This window comes from Marinilactibacillus piezotolerans (assembly GCF_900169305.1).
GTDB classification, from domain to species: Bacteria; Bacillota; Bacilli; order Lactobacillales; family Carnobacteriaceae_A; genus Marinilactibacillus; species Marinilactibacillus piezotolerans_A.
Map to the genome: position 1 here is coordinate 119,218 of NZ_FWDP01000002.1, position 20,099 is coordinate 139,316.

Sequence of the window (20,099 nt, forward strand, 5' to 3'; positions counted from 1 at the left end):
TTCTCTGTCATCCTCTCATCAGAGTCCCGTCTTCTTCGACGATCTCATTTTTCCCAATGACGATTGGATTTTCTGGTGTTCCTTCTAAGTGAGCACCTTTTTTGACATACACGTGTTTATCAAGAATGACGTAGTTTAGTGTGGCACCTTCTTCGATATAACAGTTTTTCATAACAATAGAATTCTCAACTTTTGCACTTTCAGCTACTTTGACTTTTCTAAATAGTAAAGAATTAGTTACTTCTCCATATACTTCGCAGTCATTTGCCACTTGTGAATTATGAATAGCGGCTTCTTCACCATAATAAGAAGGGGCAGAATTCTGCGAACGTGTCAGAACTGGATCTGCTCTATAAAACAGTGCATTAAAGTTATCCTCATTCAGCATATCCATATTCGCTTCGAAATAGCTCTTCAGATCTTCAATCGGTTTTAAATAGCCAGTGTACTCATAACCATACATTGGGTCTCCATCTTCTAATGCTAATTTGGAGAAACTGTTTACACTAACGCAAAGATTTTGTTCTCTAGCTTTTTGCAGGTAGTCCAGGAACGTTTTCTTGTTGATCACCATTACTTCTATTCCTAAAGAAATCATATCATCATTCATTGGCGTTTCTGCTACTGGATTCACGGCAGTAATATTTCCTGCTTTTTCTTCATCAAATGTATAGTGATTATAAACAGAATCTTCTATCAGTATAGTTCGTGGTACATTTTTGTAAGCGATAGTCACTTCACTCTGTTTTTCATTGTGATAATTGATTAGAGAATCTAGATGCATATTAGATAGAACACTGGATCCCATCAATAGAACATAGTCTGCTTTTGATTTTGTCACGTATTTATAGTGATCATCATAGTAAGCCGGTGTAAAATCTTCATCCGTACTGTTGGTTTTCAATCGAATCTGTGAGTGAGTGAAAACACCGCCGCCTGCAATAGAGTCCAGTCCCCAAGTTGCTCCTGAACGGATGTGATCATAAAGTGAGTGTCCTGATTCAGAAATAAATAATGCAGCTGATACTGCTTCAGCATTATATAAGCTTGAGAATGGGAAATCGATTAGACGATAGCGACAAGCAAACGGCAAGGACGCAATCGGTCTGCGATTCGTTAAAGGTCTTAACTTTTCATCATTTTCTACTAAATTAAAGATTGCTGCTATATCATTCCGCATCTTTATAGCCTCCTACTTCTTCTCCATAACCGACAACGGAAATTTCTCCATTGTCTCCTATAATTGTAGCACCATCATAGATATTGGCATTTTCTCCAATAATGGCTTTTTCAATTTTAACATTTTCCCCGATAACCGCTCCAGGCATAATTACGCTGTCTTTGATTACCGAATGTTTACCGACTTTAACATTGTGCGATAGTATTGAATGATCGACTTCTCCAGCTACGTAGCACCCATCTGTAATCATAGAGTTTTTGACTTTTGCTGTATTCGTCAAGAACTGAGGGGTTGTATTGGGATTTTGTGAATAGATTTTCCACTTGGAGTCGCGAATATCTAATTCATGTTCAGGATTTAAGAATTCCATGTTCGCTTGCCACAGACTTTCTACTGTCCCGACATCTTTCCAGTAACCTTTGAAAGAGTAAGCATAAACAGATTCACTGTTTCTCAGATATGCTGGAATTACGTGATGTCCAAAATCATCCATCTGACGGTTTTTAGACTGGTTATCAATCAAATATTGCTTCAGACGAGGCCAGTTGAAAATATAAATTCCCATAGAAGCTAGGTTGGATTTCGGTTCATCCGGTTTTTCTTGGAATTCCGTGATTCGATCTGTTCGGTCCGTATTCATCACACCGAATCTAGAAGCTTCTTCCCACTCGACCGGCATAACGCCCACTGTCAACGAAGCTGCTTTTTCTTTGTGGAAGTCCAGCATTTTTTCATAGTCCATTTTATAAATGTGGTCTCCTGAAAGGATGACTACATAATCAGGATTCTGGCGATCAATGAAATTGATATTCTGGTAAACCGCGTGTGAAGTCCCTTTAAAGAATTTTTCTCCGTCCACACTTGAATAAGGCTGCAAGATTGTTGCTCCACCATTGTGACGATTCAGACCCCAGCTGGATCCATTTCCAACATGGCGATTCAATACTAACGGCTGGTATTGGGTAACCACTCCTACATTATTAATGCCTGAGTTGGCACAGTTAGATAATGCAAAGTCGATAATACGGTAGTTTCCGCCAAACGGTACTGCTGGCTTGGCGATTTGCTTTGTCAGTTTTCCTAGCCTCGATCCTTGACCACCGGCTAATATCATTGCTACTGTTTCAGTTTTCATACTTCTTCGGAAGTGTCTGTTAGACCTTCCTTCCCTCCTTATCAAGATCTTCCTTTTTAGTGCGTTCAGTGAAGCTGATTACTTTGTACGGGCTGATTCGATCGACTGAAAGTTAAGTAATAATGTCGGATGTGTTATTTTGGAACACCATAGATTCGTTTCGGTTTCAGAACTGTCACACTAAGTGCTGGCAATATCAATTTAACCGAATGATCATATCCATGTCTAGAAATAGGCTCAGTCTTTAACACTCCTTGGCCAACCGTCCAGGTTCCACCCAACGACTCGGCTTCTGTGTTCCACACTTCTTCATATTGTCCTTTATATGGAACACCGACACGGACATCTTGCCTTTCCACTGGAACAAAGTTGCATAATACGATCAAGAAATCTCTTGCCTTTTTCCCTTTTCGAATAAAGAACAATATCGTTTCTTCATTATGACTGGCATCCAAAATCTCCATGCCTTCTTTTTGATGATCTAATTCCCATAGTGCTTTTTCTTCTTTATAAAACTGATTTAACTGTTTAGTAAAATTCAGGTGCGTTCGGTTGACCGGGTCCTCAAGATCTACCCACTCTAACCCTTCAGCATATTTCCATTCTAAAAACTGACCATATTCAGATCCCATGAACTGCAATTTTTTCCCGGGATGCATCATTTTAAAAGTTTCCAGTGTTCTTAGTCCTGCGAACTGGTTATAGCGGTCACCAAACATTTTATGCATCAGAGATTTTTTGCCATGCACCACTTCATCATGAGAAATCGGTAATACAAAATTCTCGTCAAATGTATACATAAAAGAGAACGTGATCAAGTTAAACTGATGCTTGCGATCAATTGGATCCATTTCAAAAAATCTCAATGTATCGTTCATCCAGCCCATATTCCATTTATAATTAAATCCAAGACCGCCCTCATGTACTGGGTGAGTAACTTTTTTCCAAGCTGTACTTTCTTCTGCCATGACAAGCAGATCCGGATGGCGTTCAAACAGCACTTTGTTCATCTTCTGAATGAAGCTCACACCTTCACGGTTGTGATTTGTTCCATCTTCATTGGGCGTCCATTCGCCTTCATCATAATCCAGATAAAGCATGTTGCTGACTGCATCTACTCTCAAACCATCTAAGTGAAACTGTTCTACCCAGTAAAGCGCGTTAGAAATCAGGAAACTGTGCACTTGTGCTTTTCCTAAATCGAAATTCAACGTCCCCCATCGATTATTGACTGCCCGGTTTTTATCCGTATATTCAAACTGCGGTGTACCATCGTAGTAAGCAAGCCCATAGTCATTGCGATTATAATGCCCCGGCACCCAATCCATAATGACACCAATATTCTGCTGATGCGCAGCTTCCACAAAATCCTGAAAGTTCTCCATCGTACCGAATTTTGAAGAAAGTGCATAAAACCCTGTCACTTGATATCCCCAGCTTGCGTCCAGTGGATGTTCCATTAAAGGCATGAATTCTATATGGGTGTAGCCCATTTCTTTTACATAACGAATCAATTCATCTTGCAGTTCTGGAATAGTATACCAGCTGCCATCCTCATGCTGCTTCCATGAACTCATATGCACTTCGTAAATATTTAAAGGTCTTTCATAAATACGTCTGCGCTTTCTGTTAGCCATCCATAGACCGTCTGACCATTTTCGGTGAGGCAATGCTTTTACAACCGAAGCATCTTTTGGTCTTACTTCAAAAACAAACGCATAAGGATCTATCTTGTAGACTACTTTGCCATCTGCTTGAATGATTTTATATTTATAATGATCTCCATTTCGTGCTTCTGGTATCGTCATTGACCATACGCCAGTTTCCAAGTCCATCTCCATAGCCGCTTCTTCTTGCCATTGATTGAAATCTCCGACAACAAATACATTTTGAGCATTCGGAGCCCAAACGGTGAATCGAAATCCATTTTCAGCTGCCGTACATCCTAACGTCAGATAGCTGTCAAAGTTCTCACCACGGTTAAAAAGATAAATTGATTGTTCAAATGCTATATCTGTACTTTCTGTATTTGCATTATCATGCACTCATAAAGACCTCCTTTCATGTTCTGCCTGAACATTTTAACAGTTAGAACTGTTCAGTATTAATAATGTACAAATTCATACTGTGCTGTGAAATAATATATTTATTCACTACTATAGTTATTGTATCTCAGTTAAGATGCATTACCAAATGATTCCACTTGTAGTTATTCTTTTTTTCAAGAAGAAATACAGCTCTCTCTCTTGCTTTAATTAAATTAGAAAGATTGATATGGTAGTACTGAAACAGTCGTTTACTCAACTTGGTAATTAGTAAGCCGTTACATTTATATGTGTTTTGATAAATATTTATACATTTCCATCCTGATTAATAAAGAGACTTTTCGTTTGTTCTAACATTTAAACAAAATTTTTAACATTAGATTCATTTTCAGCAAACTTAACATTTGAAATATTATCTGTTATTTTGATTGCTGCTTTATTTCGATTAGAAGGGTCTAAACAAAAGTAGCTCCCGATTGTTTAGACAATCCGACTCTAGACCGATGACATCATAATGTTAAAATGGTATCATTAGTCTTGTAAGATGATCGAAGGAGGTTACATAATCAAAAAAGGAGGCTTAAAAAAATGGAAGGATTATTACTTGCTGTTGGATTCATAGGTGTCGTTCTCGCGATTTTGACTCCTTTGTCTAAAACTGGTCTTGCATTAACCCTGATCAGTTTCACTCTTTACTTTAGTGTAATCGGTGTAGAAACCTGGTTGCCCATCGTATTGTTTACTATTGGTCTGCTGCTGATCGTATTTGAGATTTTTATACCGGAATTCGGACTTGCCGGCGCGTTAGGAACCGTGCTGCTGATTGTCGGTCTATACCTGACGATTGGCGACTTCAGTACAACAATTCGCGATTTCAGTTTATCTGTCGTGTTGACTTCAGGTGTGGTATTTTATCTTATTCATAATGGATACTCTCTTGCCAATGCCAATAAATTGATTTTGAACACAAATCTGCAAAGTGATAAAAAAGCAGAAACGACTAAAAAGACAGTACAAATAACACCTGGCCTAGAGGGTATCGCCCAAACGCCTTTACGTCCATCCGGAAAAGTCTCTTTTGGAGAAAATAAAGAATCAATTGTGGATGTCTTAAGTTCTGACGGACATATCTCAAAAGATACTGAAGTCATTGTTGAAAAAGTCATGGGCACAAAAGTTGTTGTAAAGAAAAAATAAATAGGAGATGGTAAGTGTGGATGGATTTATGGGAGAAAGTTATATCGGTATTATCATAATTGCCGTTATTGTTTTAATTGTATTAGGTATATTCCTTCGATTTGTTCCTGTTGGACTATGGGTTACAGCCTATTTCTCTGGTGTTAAAGTCGGTATAGGTACTTTGGTAGGAATGAGGCTGCGTCAGGTCAGCCCTCACGCGATCATTAGACCATTGATCAAGGCAACAAAAGCTGGTCTGGAGCTCAATACCAATCAGCTGGAAGCACACTATTTAGCTGGCGGAAATGTTAATGCAGTGATTGATGCACTGATTGCTTCTCACCGTGCTGATATTGATTTGGAATTTGAAAAAGCTGCTGCAATCGATCTTGCTGGTCGTAATGTGTTTGAAGCCGTTCAAGTTTCTGTTAATCCTAAAGTAATTGAAACACCAGATATCGCAGCCGTTGCTAAAGACGGTATCGAAATCGTTGCTAAAGCTAAAGTAACCGTTCGTGCCAACATCGAACGTCTTGTCGGTGGTGCCGGCGAAGATACAATCATTGCCCGTGTTGGTGAAGGTGTTGTAACGACTGTTGGTTCAGCAGATAAACATTCTGATGTTTTAGAAAATCCAGATATGATTTCTAAAACTGTCCTAAGCAAAGGTTTAGACTCTGGAACGGCCTTTGAAATTCTGTCCATTGATATTGCCGACATTGATGTCGGACGAAATATTGGGGCAAAACTGCAAACTGAACAAGCAGAAGCAGACAAAAACATTGCGCAAGCTAAAGCGGAAGAAAGACGTTCAATGGCGATTGCACAAGAACAAGAAATGCGTGCTGAAACACAAAAAATGCGTTCTAAAGTTGTGGAATCAGAGGCCAGTGTTCCTCTTGCAATGGCTGAAGCTCTGCGTAAAGGCCAAATTGGTGTAATGGATTACTACAAAATGCAAAATATCAATGCTGATACTGATATGAGAAATTCTATATCTACTCAGGCGGAACCTAACGAAGAAGAAGAGTGATAACGTATGGATCTCATAATCTGGTTAATTCAGTTATTCGTTTTCTTTAGTGTTGTATCGGCAATTCTTGGCTCTTTAAGTAAAAAACAGAATAACAAACAGAACAAACGTCAATCACCAAAACAAAATAAATCTTTTCATTCTTCTGTTCAAACGTATTCTGCCAGCTCTGCTGCAGAAAAAGCTAGATCAGCTGGCCGCAATACCCCACAGAAACAGCGGTCTGCAACTGCTCGACCTGCCAGAGAAACTTATGCTGCCTCTTCCAGTCGGCAACGTTCTGCTGCTCAAGCAGTAACTCAAGAGCGAAACCGAAGAAGAAGCGAACGCCAGAAAATGGATCGTACCCGCGGCGCCGGACGCAGCGCACGCGAACCATACTCAAGAAGACAGACGCCCGGACCTGCAGCTCCGCAAGTAGCGAAGCTGCAAAAGAAGAAAACAACCAAACAAACAAAACAAGTCTCTCCTTTGTTCAATCGCAATAAGACTGCCAATGCAATCTTATACAAAGAAATACTAGATAAGCCGATTGCCCTTCGAGAAGACGATAAGTAAAATCAAAACCACTAAGGAAACCTGTGTTAGCAGGTCCCTCCTTAGTGGTTTCTTTGTTTTGAACTGTTTAATTTATCACTGACTTTTTGGAAGATAGGAGTAACGGTTGGATACAGTATAATAAAAAAGCCGATGTTGCCAGCTGCATGATATCCATCAAACCACAGCCCCGCTATCCAGTAGCCGATCAATCCTGAAAATGATAATCCCAGAATTGGTGCTTGCAGTATAGAAATCAACAGACCATACAATAATCCCGTACAGCCAGAAAACAGCAGCCAAAAAAGATAACGAACTGTTTTTCCAATCATTAAATGATCTGCTATATAAGTCAGCAGCACAATCACTGCATAAGCACCGATTTGTGCAAAGGTCCAAGGTCCCATTCCTAAAACCAGGTTAGATACCAGCATGGTCCCTGCTGCCACAATCAATCCATCGATTAATCCGAATGTCAACGTAATTAAAATCAGTAAAACCGTGATCGGCTGAACATTGGGTAAAAAACTAAACAAAAACCGACTAGTCTGTAGACAAGCGATCAACAAAGCTAACGTTGTTAGTCGATAAATGGAGAATTTAACACTAGTTCTGCTCATACGGTTCAAGCGTCCAAGTAATTTGATCCTGATCTTCAACTGTGTAGTCAGCGGCACCGATAGTAGCTGTTTCTCCATTAATTTCATAAAGCCAGTATATATTTTCTGCCTCACTCTGTTCATAACCTTCGATAGAAGTGATCAGTCCACCTTCTTCTTCTATTTCATACTGCTCTTTCATGACTTCCATCAGTGTAGTTCCTTCTGCTGTATCAACCGATTCTTCGATCGTACTTTCATCAACTTCATAAAGGTCATCATCAATTTCAAAGTCAAAAGAGACTGTAATTGGATCTTCCATTGTATTTTCAGGTATACCTTCAGAGGATGCGTTGGAATCCTCGCTGCTTGAAGGATCATTAGCACCTGCTTCTTCTGTGTCCTCTGAAGCAGGTGTATCTGTTCCGCATCCAGCCACTAGTAAACTGAATAATAGACCTATTCCTATCATCTTTTTCATATTGATCTGTATCTCCTTTTCTTGATTTCTATATCGAATTTACAATCTTTGTTCTAATTGTTGTCGTTCATCTATGTAAAACTCTCTTTTCAGTTTAATAAACCGTTCGAAATCCGTTAAAATTTGATAAAGTATTGCTCTGCTTTCAAATTCTTCTCTTGTAGCAGGTAATGGAGACCTCTTAAAGGTATCGTAGAGATCAGATATATCGTGCAGCAACTGCAATCCTGTATTCTGTTCATGCAACTGAGCGGCTGTTTCTACAAACAGATTGGCCAAGATATCATTTTGCTCTGTCGCTAAATGGACAAGCGGAAGATTATCGCAGATTTTCTGCATAATAATCTGCTGTTCTTTTCTCATTTGAGCGTATTTTACATAATAACTGCTTCTATTGAAGACTTGGTTCTCATATTCTTGAAATGCTAACTGATCCATTTGCTGAATGGTAGACTCTAGTTGTCTTAACTGCTGGTATACCAGCTTATAGTTCTTTTCCCCGAGCAACTGTTCCTGAAACATGATAAGTGTTTCGCTCATTTGCTGTTCTATACTGAAAATGGTTTTTTTCAGCTTGTCTTGCTGCGAGGGCATCCACATATTGACCAGCAGCGCAGCGCTCACACCAATGACCATTAACGCCATTCCGTTGACTTGCCAGTACCAACTGATACTTTCAGCTGTCATAAAATGCGTGACCAGAACCGTTGTTGGAGCTATCCCAGACTGCAGGCGAAATAGGCAAGACAACGGAATAAATGCACATAAGTAAAGACCGAACGCAAAAATATTAAAGCCAATCCAGTAAAACAAACCAGTTGCCACTATGAAGCCTATTACAGTGGAACCAATTCTCGCAGCTGCCGTTAGCAGGGATTCTTGTTTTGTCTCCAGCACACTTAAAATTGCAATTACGCCTGCTGCTAAAGCAGACTCTAAAGATAAAAATTGAGACAGTATAATCGCCAATGATGCAGCTGATACTATTTTTATCGTTCTCATCGGTATCGTCATATTGATTCTCCTGCTTTATAAATTACTGAATAAAGTTTCTTATTTAAATATTCTAACCCGCCTTAGTTTTCTCAGCCGTCACAAGGTCCCAGACCTTATAATAGAGATCAGCAGCCACAGTCCCATTATCCCAGCACCAAGGAAAATAATGATAGCCAGTATTGAGACGCCCGTACCTTCTGCTACAGCCAATATAACAGCAGAAGCTAAGATCAGTGCAGCAATGATGACGGCAAAAACGATTCTATTGACCATTTTATTTAAGCCCGTCCACTTAGCATTCCCGTCCACTAAATCGATATGAACTTTTAATCTCCCGTTATTAACCGAGTCTAATGCTTTTGAAAGTTTTGTCGGCAGTTGAGAAGAATTCTGCGCAAATTGGTAGAGACCTACCATCAATTTATCTTTTGTAACGGAATCAAAAAAAGAAACACTGTCATTATTTTTGATATAAGCTGAAGCAATATTTAAGATATTTACATCTGGATAGAGTTCAGTGATCACACCTTCCAATATCGTCAACGACTTAGCTAATAACAGAAAATCATTCGGCATAATCATTTTATATTTATGCGTAATATATAAAACATCTGTGAAAAACACACTTAAATCAATATTTTTAAAGCTTCTAGAGGCATAGGTATGATAGAAATCCGTTAAGTCTTCATTGAGTGCAAAACGATTCACTTTCGTTTTGACAATAGCCATTTGAAGTAAAATATTCATCATACTTTCTATATCTTCCAGTACTAGTGATTTGATCAAACGGATCAGGCTCTCTCGAACCTCAGGAGACAATTCTCCTGTAATGCCAAAATCAATAAACACAATTTGCTGATTTTTAATGATCATATTTCCTTGATGAAGATCACCATGAAAAAATCCATCTTGAAAAACCTGCGATAGAAAAGAATACATTAACTTTTCTGCAATATCTTTTTTATCGTAGCCAGCTTCTATAATTTGATTTTCATTTAATCCTTTTATTCCTTCAACGTATTCTTCTACTAAAACCCGTTTAAAAGTAAGACTTACATGAGGTTTCGGTGCACTGACGGCTTTAATCGAACGATTTAAATCACGAAACTTCATTAAATATTTTGCTTCATTTCTGAAGTCTAATTCTATTTTTGTCGTTTCCAGCATCTCTCTGAAGGCAGAGTCTGCATCCACCAGCATTTCTTTAACAGTATTGGGTGCCATAGAAACGATACGAGAAAACAATCGAATATCCCGCAATAGATTTTCTTCTATATCCGGACGCTGCACTTTAATAATGACATCTTCTCCAGTCAATAGTTTAGCTTTATGTACCTGAGCAACGGAAGCGCTAGCTAATGGCTTCTCATCAACATACTCAAACACTTCTTCTAAGGCCTGACCAGATTCTGATTTGAATATTTCAGCAATCGTCGTAAAAGGAAAAGGAGGTGCACTGTCCCTCAGTTTTGATAGTTCTTGAATATAGTTATCCGGCAGTAAATCTCTTCTAGTAGAAATGATTTGGCCAATTTTAATAAAACTAGGTCCCAATTCTTCAAAAGCCCGTCTCAGGTTTTTTGCATCTTGTTCTTTGTTTCTGGATTTTATTCTTGTGTGATAAATATGACCAAAACCATATGAAGCTAACACAGAAGCAATTTCTCTAAGTCGTTCTCGGTTTGATTTTGCAGGCATCTGGCAACCTCCTTTCTAAAAATAGTGCTAGTTAGCATAAACTAACTAGCACCCTTTTTGCTATTTATTGTTAGAATGAGTTTCCAGTTTTCTTTCTAATTCTTGAACTTTAGCTTCAAGGTCATCAATGTCTTGTCGTTGTGCTACATTCAATTCCAACAGCAGCGTTTCAAGCCGTTCTTTTTCTTCTAGATCCACAGACTGCTGATTCTTATTGCGAATCAGTTCGGACGTTAGTGCTTTTCCTTCTTCAACGGAGAGTTTTCCTTTTGCTACTAGTCGATCAATTTGTTCCATTGATTTTTCAACGGCAAGAGCAGTACCGCCGACACCAATCAATAAAGCTTTTTTTATCTCGTTTACTAACATAAAAGTACTCCTTTCTCAATCTGTTCTAAACCATTACTATTGTTACTTATTTAGTATATCACTCGTGTAAAAGATTGTCAGATAAAATCTATTTGGATATTCATAAAAAGATCATTTCTTTCAGCAGTCTTTTATGGGACAAGATTTCCTGCTGCTCGGTAAATTTCATACCATTCTTCTCGTGTCAATCGAATATCAGAAGCCGACGCATACGTTTTAATCCGTTCCGGATTCATAGTTCCTAATATAACTTGCATTTTCGCTGGATGTCTCAATAACCAGGCAATCGCAGCAGCTTCGTTATTTACACCATGCTGTTCACCAATCTTCGTCAGTACTTCATTAACTTCATTGTATTCAGGATTATTTAAGAATACGCCTTTTTCACCCTGTACCGGTGACCATGGCTGAACAGTAATGTTATTTAATCGGCAATAGTCCAGAATACCTCTGTCGTGATCTACGGACTGTTCATGTTTTGTATTGACATGAATCCCTGCATCAACCATCCCTGTGTGCATTACACTGAATTGCAGCTGGTTGGCTACAAGATCTTGTTCAATATACTTTTCTAATAATTGAATTTGATAAGGACTGTGGTTGCTGACGCCGAAGTGTTTGACTTTTCCTGCTTTCTTTAATGCAGTAAAAACTTCTGCCACTTCTTCCGGTTCCACTAAAGCATCTGGACGATGCAGCAGCAAAACATCCAGGTAATCTGTATCCAATCTTTCCAAAATACCGTCTACCGCTGCTGTAAGGTGTTCTTTAGAAAAATCGTAAAACCCTTGTCGAATCCCTGCTTTTGACTGAAGCAGAATATCTTCTCTTTTCAGAGAACTATTTTTCAATGCCTTTGAAAAGATCTTTTCTGATTCTCCCTTGCCGTAAATATCTGCATGGTCGTAAAAATTAATACCGCTCTCATGAGCAGCTTCTATAACGGCTGTGGCTTCAGTCACCTCTAATGCATTCATACGCATGCATCCTAATGCTACTTCAGATACGGAAAGATCACTTTTACCAAGTTGAATATTTTTCATAATTATAATAAACCCCTTTCAATTTGATTCAACAGTATCATTGTATGGATTATTTGTAAAATAAGCTAGAAAAATCTACTCACAGAAGAGAAAAATAATTCTATGTGAAATTGTGTCACTTTTGTGACAAAGTGATTTCGATTATTAAATAACCTTGTTTGTGACAGAAATTTGTCAAATACTCTTGATTTATTCTCTGACAGCCCCTAAAATAGAAATTGTAACAAATTGTTCACAAAAAATGTTCAATAAAACCAATACGAGATCATTTTACATAAAATGATTCAGCATACTTTCAAAAAGGGGCAAATGACACATGATTAAATTATACGTATCTCCAAGTTGCACGTCTTGTCGAAAGGCTAAAGCATGGTTAGAAGAACAAAATCTAGAATTTGAAGAAAAAAATATTTTCCATGAGCCTTTATCAAAAGATGAAATCAAAGACATCCTAAGCTTAACAGAGGAAGGTACCGAAGAAATTATTTCCTATCGTTCTCAAGCTTATCAAGCATTGGATGTAGATATTGAAGATTTATCAATGAATGAATTGCTGACTTTATTCAAAAACCAACCGAGCTTGATTAGACGTCCGATCATCATGGATGACCGCCGACTGCAAATCGGATATAACGAAGAAGAAATCCGCTGCTTCTTACCAAGAAAAGTACGCGAACTGGAGCTAGCAGAAATCCATCGTAAATTGGCAAATGAAGAAGCTGTAGAAACAGCGTAATAACACTAATAAAAAAACTCCACAAATTTGTGGAGTTTTTTTATGTCTTCATACCTTACTTGCTCTAGTCGTCTTCTTCTACGTATACTTTAGCTTCCTGGTCTTTACTTTCTACTTCTTCTTTCTTTTTCTTTTCTCGATCTTCTTTTTTCTTTTTCTTTTCTTCTTCGCTTAGTTCTTCATCTTCAGTGTCCTGTTTTTGCTCTTCTTCATCTTCTACATAGATTTTTGCTTCAGGATCTTTACTTTCAATTTCCTCTTTATCCTTTTTACTCTCTTCATTGTTTGAGCCTTTATCTTGTTCTTTCTCATCAATACTGATCTTTGCTTCCGGGTCTTGATCTGGCTCTTCAGTATGGTCCTGTTCATGATGCTCTTGCTGTTTTTCCCCGGCATTCTCACCAGACTGGTTATCCTTTTTCACACTTACCTTATCGTTTGTATCAAGGGAACTTCTATCATCTTTTTTGCCATCTTTCCCAGTGTCATCATCATCTCTGTGGTTATCGCTTCCTGTTTTCTCATTAGACTGATCATTATTCGATTTTTTATCTTGTTGTTCATTCGTGTCATCGTCTTTTTCACCCAGTACCTGCTTTTTATATTCATGCTCTTTATACAGGAAAACATGGTGAATAATTCTAATGACAGGTCGCATTAGTAGGAAAAAACTGGCAAAAATATATAAATACATCCCCAGATCTTGAAGATTCGTAAAAGTTTGAATCAGACTACCAGTAAGATATAAACCACCAGTGACCAGATCATTGGCCAGAGAAATAATCGTATAATAATTTTGAAAGTATACCCTGAATCCTCCAAGTTTAACAACGACATCTTCTTCTTTGGTTGGCTTCACTTCATGTGTTTTTCGTTCAATTTCTGGCATACTGATAGACTCCTTTATTGATACAATTTAACACTTAAAGATTATCATAATCTTAATAACTTTTCATATAATAAGCTTTCTAATACATATACAGAGAATTTAATGAGCTGATAATAGTTGAAAACGCATGTTATAATATTACCATTATAGTAAATCTGGTCTCATTCCTGTTGAATCAATTGAAAAAGAAACCAAAAAAAGAGACAGAGAATAAATTCTCTGTCCCTTAAGCAACTTTAATAAAAAAGTGAGGATTGATGTTCACAGCATCAGGGTCCTCCAATACCAACATCCTGTTGTGTGTCCGAAAACACTTGTATTGTGCTGACCGTTCACAATAGTGAACGAATCGACTCATCGCATAAACAGGATTATATCATAAGTTATCTATGCATGCAACATCTTTATTGTTCTACCTGATTCATCCAAGCTTTTTTAATGAATCCGTGACCGGCAACTGTAGGATGTACACCATCTTCGCCAGTGTAGTATTTAAACCCATGACTGATTCCCGCTGCATTAAACAGGCCATCTAACGGTATCAACTCTGTCTGATAGTCTCTGGCCATTTTACGGACTATCTGGATTCTAGGATCCAGTTCTCGGCGCCAGTTGATCCTGTCTTTTGGATATGGCAGGACAAAGGGCTCTATTAATATCACTCTGGCATCTGTTCTCTGGCTGAGTGATTTAAGTAAAAATCGATAGTCTTCTTCAAATTGATTTAACGCTTCTTCATCCAAGGCATCTGTTCTATCGATCTGATGACTTGTATCATTAATTCCGATCAAGATAGACACGATATCTGGATTCAAATTCAAGCAATCTTCTTCCCAACGGTTTTTCAAATCGATGACTCGGTCACCAGAAATTCCTCTATTGTAAAAGGTTAATTGCTTTTGAGGGAAAGTCGCTTTCAGTTCTGAAGCAACCAGCAGTGGATAGCCTTGACCTAAATCTTCTGAGTGTGAACGATTTCTTCCTGCATCTGTAATACTATCTCCGATAAAGAGTATTTTTTCGTTTTGTTTAATTTTCAATGGTTCTCCTCGTTTCTATAAGAATCCTACTTCAAAAACATAAACATTTCTTGCAAAACCACTCATTAAAGCTTCAAATATGCAGTACATTTTCTATTGATGACTCTTCTTATAATGACATATTGCTCCGATAAGATTAGCGTCATTTTTGAACTGGCAAAGTTCGATGACCGGTCTAAACGGCGGAACCCGCAGTCGACTGAATAAAGCATCCATCTCATCATTGATTCTTTCAATTAAATCAGGTTTGTTCGATACACCTCCACCTAAAAGCAGAACTTCCGGGTCAAATGAATAAGCTAAATTATATAATCCTTTTACCAGATAATGATAAAAAGTATTCACTTCTTCTTTCGCCACTTGATCTCCTGCTTCTGCAAGTTGAAAAACTTGTTCACCGCTCACTTCATTGGTCGGCAGATTCATGCGCTTGGCGTAACGTCTGGCCATTGCAACTGCTGTCCCTAATTCACTGAAGGTCCTCTCCCCTTCTAACAGCATGAATCCGAATTCTCCTCCCAGCAGATGATGACCATGCTGGATTTCTCCATTAACGATAATTGCTCCGCCGATTCCTGTGCCTAATACGACAAACAGTACATTGCTTTTGTCTACCGCTGCCCCTCGCCAGATTTCTGCTAGACCTGCACAATTGGCGTCATTTTCAAAAGAGACTGGCAATCCAAATGCTGCTTCCAGCTCATCATAAATCGGGAAAAAGTGAATGTAAGGCACTTCACTGACACCTTCAATTTGTCTGTCGATCTGATTGATGGCACCTGGTGCAGAAAAGGCAACACCATCTATTATAAAACGTTCTTGAAAAGATACTTTCGTCTGCACTAATAGCGACTTTAATTGGTCCCAGCTATCCGGAGTGAAAAAACTGCCTTTCTCTTTTAACTGGTCTTCATCCCAGATTGCATATTTTACTGAAGTTCCACCGATATCAAATGCTAATAAACTCACTGGCTCCCTCCTTCATGATTTGACATATTTACCCTCTTTATGAAAATGCTTTCTTTATTATAGCACTCTGTTTTATAGATTGAAATAACGTATTTTATAACAGACAAACTCTTTGTCCTTTCAGTCCTACCAAACGGCAATATGACCATCCGCTCTCGACTCAGTGCCACCAATCAATACGCCTTGGTCATTTCTCAAGATGATCTCACCTCTGCCGAATAGACCTTTTGTTGGCGTAATTGTTACCTGATGTCCTCTTTTAATCAAATTTTGGATAATATGAAGCGGCATTTCCGGCTCTACTGATACTTTTTTCCCTTCGTCCCAATGCCATCTAGGTGCATCCAGCGCATCTTGCGGATTCAGATGGAAATCAATCAGTGAACTGATGACCTGAAGATGCGCTTGGGGCTGCATATGCCCGCCCATAATACCAAACGGTCCGACTGGTTTATTATCTTTAGTGATAAACCCTGGAATAATCGTATGGAAAGGGCGTTTTCCAGGATGAACGACATTTAGATGCTGCTCTTCCAGCGTAAACCCGCATGCTCTATTCTGCAGACTGACCCCATATCCGGGAACGACCGCTCCTGACCCGAATCCCATATAATTACTTTGGATATAGGAAATCATATTTCCTTCTTCATCTGCTGCGGATAAATAAACCGTACCCGACTGATCTTTAATGCCTGGTTCTGGAAGAGATGCCTGATCGTCGATCAATTCCGATCTAGCTTTAGCGTAACTTTTTGATAATAGTTGATCTACCGTTTCACTCATATACTTCATATCAGAGATGGTTGCTTTCCCATCGCTGAAGGCCAGTTTAATCGCTTCTATCTGTTTATGAACCGTTTCAGGATCCTCTTTAGAAGTCAACTCAACGTTTTCCAGGATGTTCAATGCCATTAAAGCCACAATGCCTTGACCGTTGGGCGGCATTTCCCAGATATCGTATCCCTTATAATTCGTTGATATCGGTGCAATCCATTCCGGTTGATAGTCTGCTAAATCTTCTTTTCTGATAAATCCATCAAACGCTCTTGAAAGCTGATCAATAGCGTCAGCAATTTCTCCTTTATAAAAAGCCTCACCATTCGTTTGCCCAATTAAACGTAATGCTTTAGCGTGACCAGGTGATCTCCAGATTTCTCCTGGCTGGATCGGATGTCCATCAGGTGCAAAAGTGTCAAACCAAGTTTTGAGTTCTGGGAACGTTTCAAGCTTCTTTTTTAATATAGTAAACGTCCGCTCAAACGCTTGAGACACTACATTGGACACTGGAAAACCTTCTTCGGCAATCAAAGCAGCGGGTTCCAGTACTTCTGATAAAGGCAGCTTGCCATGTGTTTGATTCAAAGCAGCCCATCCTGCTGGAACACCCGGTACTGTCACAGCTTTAAATCCATGCGGTTCGATTTTATCACCGGCTTCTAAAAAGGCTTCTCTCGTCATGCGTGCCGGTGCTGGTCCGCTTGAATTGAGTCCATAAAGTTCTCCGTCTTTCCATAGAATCGAAAAGCTGTCTCCCCCGATACCATTTGATCCTGGTTCTACAACGGTCAACGCCGCTGCCGCAGCAATAGCTGCATCAATAGCATTTCCACCTTTTTTCAGTATTTCTAATCCTGCTTGTGAAGCTAATGGATGCGAGCTCGCAACCATTCCTTTCTTGCCATAAACCAGTTCTCTGCGAGAAGCATAATGGAAAGTATTTGCATCAAATTCAGGTATTGTCATGTCTTTCTCCCCCTATATGTATCCAAGTAAAGCCCGAGAAAAAGTCTTAGGACTTCTCTCGAGCTTTGATGAATTTCTTTATTTTGCTTGGATAACTTCGATCTTGTATCCGTCTGGATCTTTAATGAAGAAATAATTTGCAGCTCCGTCAGATAAGCCTTTAAGCTCTGTGACATCGTAGTCAGTCTTTTTGTATTCTTCATGAGTCGCTTTCAGATCATCTACGCTGATCGCAATGTGACCGTATCCGTTACCAATCTCATATGGTTCTTCTTGGTCATAGTTGTACGTCAGTTCAACTTCATAGTCATCACCAGGTAACGCTAGATAAACCAGTGTGAATTTATCATCTGGATAGTCAGATTTTTTAGTAATCTCCATTCCTAGAACATTTGTATAAAATTCGATTGATTTGTCTAAGTCTTTCACGCGTACGCAAGTGTGTAATGCTTTTTTCGCCATGTATTCTTCCTCCTAATCGTCCATTATGTTTCTATTCTGCCTTATAATCCAATTCTGGTCAAGTTTTGCAGGTTGAATAAGATAAAAGCAGCAGATCGCAACTAATCATTGCATCTTCCTCAGTTTTTTCTTCATTTTTCATATAATTCAAGCGGCAAATCATCTGGATCTTTGAAAAAAGTAAAGGCTTTTTGCGTGATAGGATCGATTCGTATCGGTTCCGTTTCTATTCCTTTTTTCTGAAGCCAGTGTGCGGCCGCCTGTACATCTTCCACCTCAAAGCACAAGTGACGCAGCCCCCTTGCTTCTGGAGAACTGACTCGTTCTGGAGGATCCGGAAAAGAAAATAATTCGATCTGAGCATCTCCTATGGCCAGATCCAGTTTATATGAGTCGCGCTCTTCTCTGTAAGTTTCATTGATTACTTTAAGCTCCAGCTGTTCAGTATAGAATTGTTTCGAACGTTCATAGTCAGAAGCTATGATTGCTGTATGATGGATACGGTTTAACATGTTCTGCTCCTTTCCCCTGACTGAATGGTCTCAGTCACTAGCTATGTGAATTCCCTTGAGTGCTTCTTCATCATACCAATTCTTCTGCATTTTGAAAATGGTGAAATCTACTATTTGAAGCTTACGTTCAAACTATCCAACCCTACTATTTTATATTGTAGAAGCAGTTCATATCGATTGCTATATACTCCTTTTTGATAGATACTTAAGGTACAAAAACAAAGAATATTGTTGTCCGAATAGAATCGCTTTTAGTTTGAAGGGGTGAAGAAGATGAGCGTATTTTTAACCGTTATTTTAGTAGGATGTCTTACCTTGATACCATTTGCCGGTCTTTCTTTACTGAATCTAAACGAACCGCAAAGAGTGAAGGTACCTGTTAGAACCGATGAAGAGAACGATAGAAAAATAAATTGAATACTCATATAAAATGACCTCTTCGGAGGTCATTTTGTGTTTGCAAACCTGTTTTGTAACCTGTATATTTATTTAAATAGACTTTGGAGGTGACCGCTTATTTCATTCATCATTTTAGAACAGCTGGCCACTATGTTCTTTATTATGCTTTTTGGGTTTATGCTGGTGAGACTGAAAGTGCTGGATATGAACGGCAGTCAGCAAATTGCCAACATGACCACTCGATTTATTATCCCGATCGTTTTAATGATGGCTTTTCAGCAAGAATACAATACTGAACAGTTATCTCTTCTAGCATTTGCTTTTATAGGATCTATTCTTATTATCCTTTCTAGAATCGCCCTCGCTTCCATTCTGCTCAAAACTGGAACGAAAATCGACCGATATGCTGTTATCTTTTCCAATAATGCTTTTGTCGGCATTCCTATCGTGCTGCCGCTGCTTGGTTACGAAGGTATTTTTTATCTATCCATGTACATCGTAGTTTCTAGTATCTTCCAGTTTACATACGGTATACATATTCTTTCTGAGGGAAAACAAAGGATGACGATCAAGAAGGCTTTGATCAACCCCGCATCTATTGGGGCTTTTGCTGGATTAGGGCTTTATTTATTGAGGATTCAGCTTCCAGCTACTTTATATGCCGGATTTGATAAGATTGCTGCCATGAGTTCACCCATCGGAATGATTTTACTCGGAGGCTACTTGGCTCGAACGAATCTGAAAGACATTTTTTTGGTCAGGCAAAATTATTGGACCGTTATTACCCGTTTGATTCTTACACCGCTTGGAGGATTGTTGATGATCTGGCTTTTGCCTATTCAAAACGAGGCTGTTTTACTCGTTTTAGCCATCGCAAACTGTACCCCCACCGCTGTGAACACAGCCTTATTCTCTCAACTTTACGGTGGGGACTATGAGTACGGCGCGCGTCTGATTGTGTTAGCCAGTCTTCTGGCAATGGTGACGATGCCTCTGCTGATTACCTTATCCAGCTTTGTTCTATCCATTGGTTAAACGGCTGACTGGACGACTT

At 38.9% G+C, this 20,099-nt stretch carries 21 protein-coding genes; 6 read left to right on the forward strand and 15 right to left on the reverse strand.

The features are described 5' to 3' along the window. Positions 1-7: 7 nt before the first annotated feature. The 3 genes from glgD to glgB form a co-directional block, all read right to left on the reverse strand. On the reverse strand, positions 8-1,180 hold the full coding sequence (gene glgD / locus B6F02_RS00555; protein ID WP_080145460.1) for a glucose-1-phosphate adenylyltransferase subunit GlgD: 1,173 nt from the start codon (positions 1,178-1,180) through the stop codon (positions 8-10). Next, positions 1,170-2,315 carry a glucose-1-phosphate adenylyltransferase gene (locus tag B6F02_RS00560; RefSeq protein ID WP_080145461.1) on the reverse strand — a complete coding sequence of 382 codons (1,146 nt, stop codon included), beginning with the start codon at positions 2,313-2,315 and terminating at the stop codon, positions 1,170-1,172. Before B6F02_RS00560 ends, glgD begins: the two co-directional genes overlap by 11 nt. A gap of 134 nt (positions 2,316-2,449) precedes the next feature. Then, positions 2,450-4,360 carry a 1,4-alpha-glucan branching protein GlgB gene (gene glgB, locus B6F02_RS00565; protein ID WP_143745157.1) on the reverse strand — a complete coding sequence of 637 codons (1,911 nt, stop codon included), beginning with the start codon at positions 4,358-4,360 and terminating at the stop codon, positions 2,450-2,452. A 588-nt stretch (positions 4,361-4,948) separates the two neighbouring features. On the opposite strand from glgB, the gene B6F02_RS00570 reads away from it, so the two are divergent. The 3 genes from B6F02_RS00570 to B6F02_RS00580 are packed head-to-tail and all read left to right on the forward strand — an operon-like array spanning position 4,949 to position 7,130. Beyond that, positions 4,949-5,557, forward strand: coding sequence for an NfeD family protein (locus B6F02_RS00570; RefSeq protein ID WP_080145462.1), 609 nt, complete (start codon positions 4,949-4,951; stop codon positions 5,555-5,557). Between the two features lie 28 nt (positions 5,558-5,585). Beyond that, the gene (floA, locus tag B6F02_RS00575) at positions 5,586-6,572 is read left to right on the forward strand and encodes a flotillin-like protein FloA (protein WP_143745179.1); all 987 of its coding nucleotides are present in this window, start codon (positions 5,586-5,588) and stop codon (positions 6,570-6,572) included. A 6-nt stretch (positions 6,573-6,578) separates the two neighbouring features. Beyond that, on the forward strand, positions 6,579-7,130 hold the full coding sequence (locus B6F02_RS00580) for a hypothetical protein (protein WP_080145464.1): 552 nt from the start codon (positions 6,579-6,581) through the stop codon (positions 7,128-7,130). A 41-nt stretch (positions 7,131-7,171) separates the two neighbouring features. Here B6F02_RS00580 and B6F02_RS00585 read toward each other — a convergent pair whose 3' ends face one another. The 6 genes from B6F02_RS00585 to B6F02_RS00610 all read right to left on the reverse strand — a co-directional run bounded on the left by B6F02_RS00585 (position 7,172) and on the right by B6F02_RS00610 (position 12,295). Beyond that, complete coding sequence (locus B6F02_RS00585; RefSeq protein ID WP_080145465.1) at positions 7,172-7,729, reverse strand: hypothetical protein; 558 nt, start codon at positions 7,727-7,729, stop codon at positions 7,172-7,174. Next, the gene (locus tag B6F02_RS00590; RefSeq protein WP_080145466.1) at positions 7,716-8,189 is read right to left on the reverse strand and encodes a DUF4430 domain-containing protein; all 474 of its coding nucleotides are present in this window, start codon (positions 8,187-8,189) and stop codon (positions 7,716-7,718) included. Before B6F02_RS00590 ends, B6F02_RS00585 begins: the two co-directional genes overlap by 14 nt. Positions 8,190-8,228: 39 nt before the next feature. After that, complete coding sequence (locus B6F02_RS00595; protein ID WP_080145467.1) at positions 8,229-9,203, reverse strand: aromatic acid exporter family protein; 975 nt, start codon at positions 9,201-9,203, stop codon at positions 8,229-8,231. Positions 9,204-9,281: 78 nt separating this feature from the next. Continuing rightward, complete coding sequence (locus B6F02_RS00600) at positions 9,282-10,883, reverse strand: ABC1 kinase family protein (RefSeq protein ID WP_080145468.1); 1,602 nt, start codon at positions 10,881-10,883, stop codon at positions 9,282-9,284. A 60-nt stretch (positions 10,884-10,943) separates the two neighbouring features. Continuing rightward, complete coding sequence (locus B6F02_RS00605) at positions 10,944-11,252, reverse strand: phasin family protein (protein ID WP_080145469.1); 309 nt, start codon at positions 11,250-11,252, stop codon at positions 10,944-10,946. 131 nt (positions 11,253-11,383) lie between these two features. Then, positions 11,384-12,295, reverse strand: a complete 912-nt coding sequence (locus B6F02_RS00610; RefSeq protein ID WP_080145470.1) for an aldo/keto reductase — start codon at positions 12,293-12,295, stop codon at positions 11,384-11,386. Positions 12,296-12,611: 316 nt separating this feature from the next. Here B6F02_RS00610 and spx point away from each other — a divergent pair, with 316 nt between their 5' ends. Continuing rightward, positions 12,612-13,031 (forward strand): transcriptional regulator Spx, encoded by a 420-nt coding sequence (gene spx / locus B6F02_RS00615; RefSeq protein ID WP_080145471.1) that lies wholly within the window; start codon positions 12,612-12,614, stop codon positions 13,029-13,031. A 64-nt stretch (positions 13,032-13,095) separates the two neighbouring features. Here the strand turns inward: spx and B6F02_RS10970 are convergent, their stop codons facing one another. The 6 genes from B6F02_RS10970 to gloA2 all read right to left on the reverse strand — a co-directional run bounded on the left by B6F02_RS10970 (position 13,096) and on the right by gloA2 (position 18,646). Next, positions 13,096-13,920, reverse strand: coding sequence for a YrhK family protein (locus B6F02_RS10970; RefSeq protein ID WP_179128492.1), 825 nt, complete (start codon positions 13,918-13,920; stop codon positions 13,096-13,098). Between the two features lie 404 nt (positions 13,921-14,324). Further along, positions 14,325-14,960 (reverse strand): SGNH/GDSL hydrolase family protein, encoded by a 636-nt coding sequence (locus B6F02_RS00625; RefSeq protein WP_256864614.1) that lies wholly within the window; start codon positions 14,958-14,960, stop codon positions 14,325-14,327. A 93-nt stretch (positions 14,961-15,053) separates the two neighbouring features. Next, positions 15,054-15,929 carry an ROK family protein gene (locus tag B6F02_RS00630; RefSeq protein ID WP_080145472.1) on the reverse strand — a complete coding sequence of 292 codons (876 nt, stop codon included), beginning with the start codon at positions 15,927-15,929 and terminating at the stop codon, positions 15,054-15,056. Positions 15,930-16,055: 126 nt separating this feature from the next. Beyond that, complete coding sequence (ggt, locus tag B6F02_RS00635; protein WP_080145473.1) at positions 16,056-17,672, reverse strand: gamma-glutamyltransferase; 1,617 nt, start codon at positions 17,670-17,672, stop codon at positions 16,056-16,058. 78 nt (positions 17,673-17,750) lie between these two features. Further along, positions 17,751-18,134, reverse strand: a complete 384-nt coding sequence (gene gloA / locus B6F02_RS00640) for a lactoylglutathione lyase (protein WP_080145474.1) — start codon at positions 18,132-18,134, stop codon at positions 17,751-17,753. A gap of 131 nt (positions 18,135-18,265) precedes the next feature. Continuing rightward, positions 18,266-18,646: an SMU1112c/YaeR family gloxylase I-like metalloprotein gene (gene gloA2 / locus B6F02_RS00645; RefSeq protein WP_080145475.1), complete on the reverse strand. Its 381-nt coding sequence runs from the start codon at positions 18,644-18,646 to the stop codon at positions 18,266-18,268. A 273-nt stretch (positions 18,647-18,919) separates the two neighbouring features. Here gloA2 and B6F02_RS10975 point away from each other — a divergent pair, with 273 nt between their 5' ends. Both B6F02_RS10975 and B6F02_RS00650 read left to right on the forward strand, forming a co-directional pair. Next, positions 18,920-19,063, forward strand: a complete 144-nt coding sequence (locus B6F02_RS10975) for a hypothetical protein (protein ID WP_179128493.1) — start codon at positions 18,920-18,922, stop codon at positions 19,061-19,063. Between the two features lie 123 nt (positions 19,064-19,186). Continuing rightward, complete coding sequence (locus B6F02_RS00650) at positions 19,187-20,080, forward strand: AEC family transporter (protein ID WP_256864621.1); 894 nt, start codon at positions 19,187-19,189, stop codon at positions 20,078-20,080. Positions 20,081-20,099: the final 19 nt, after the last annotated feature.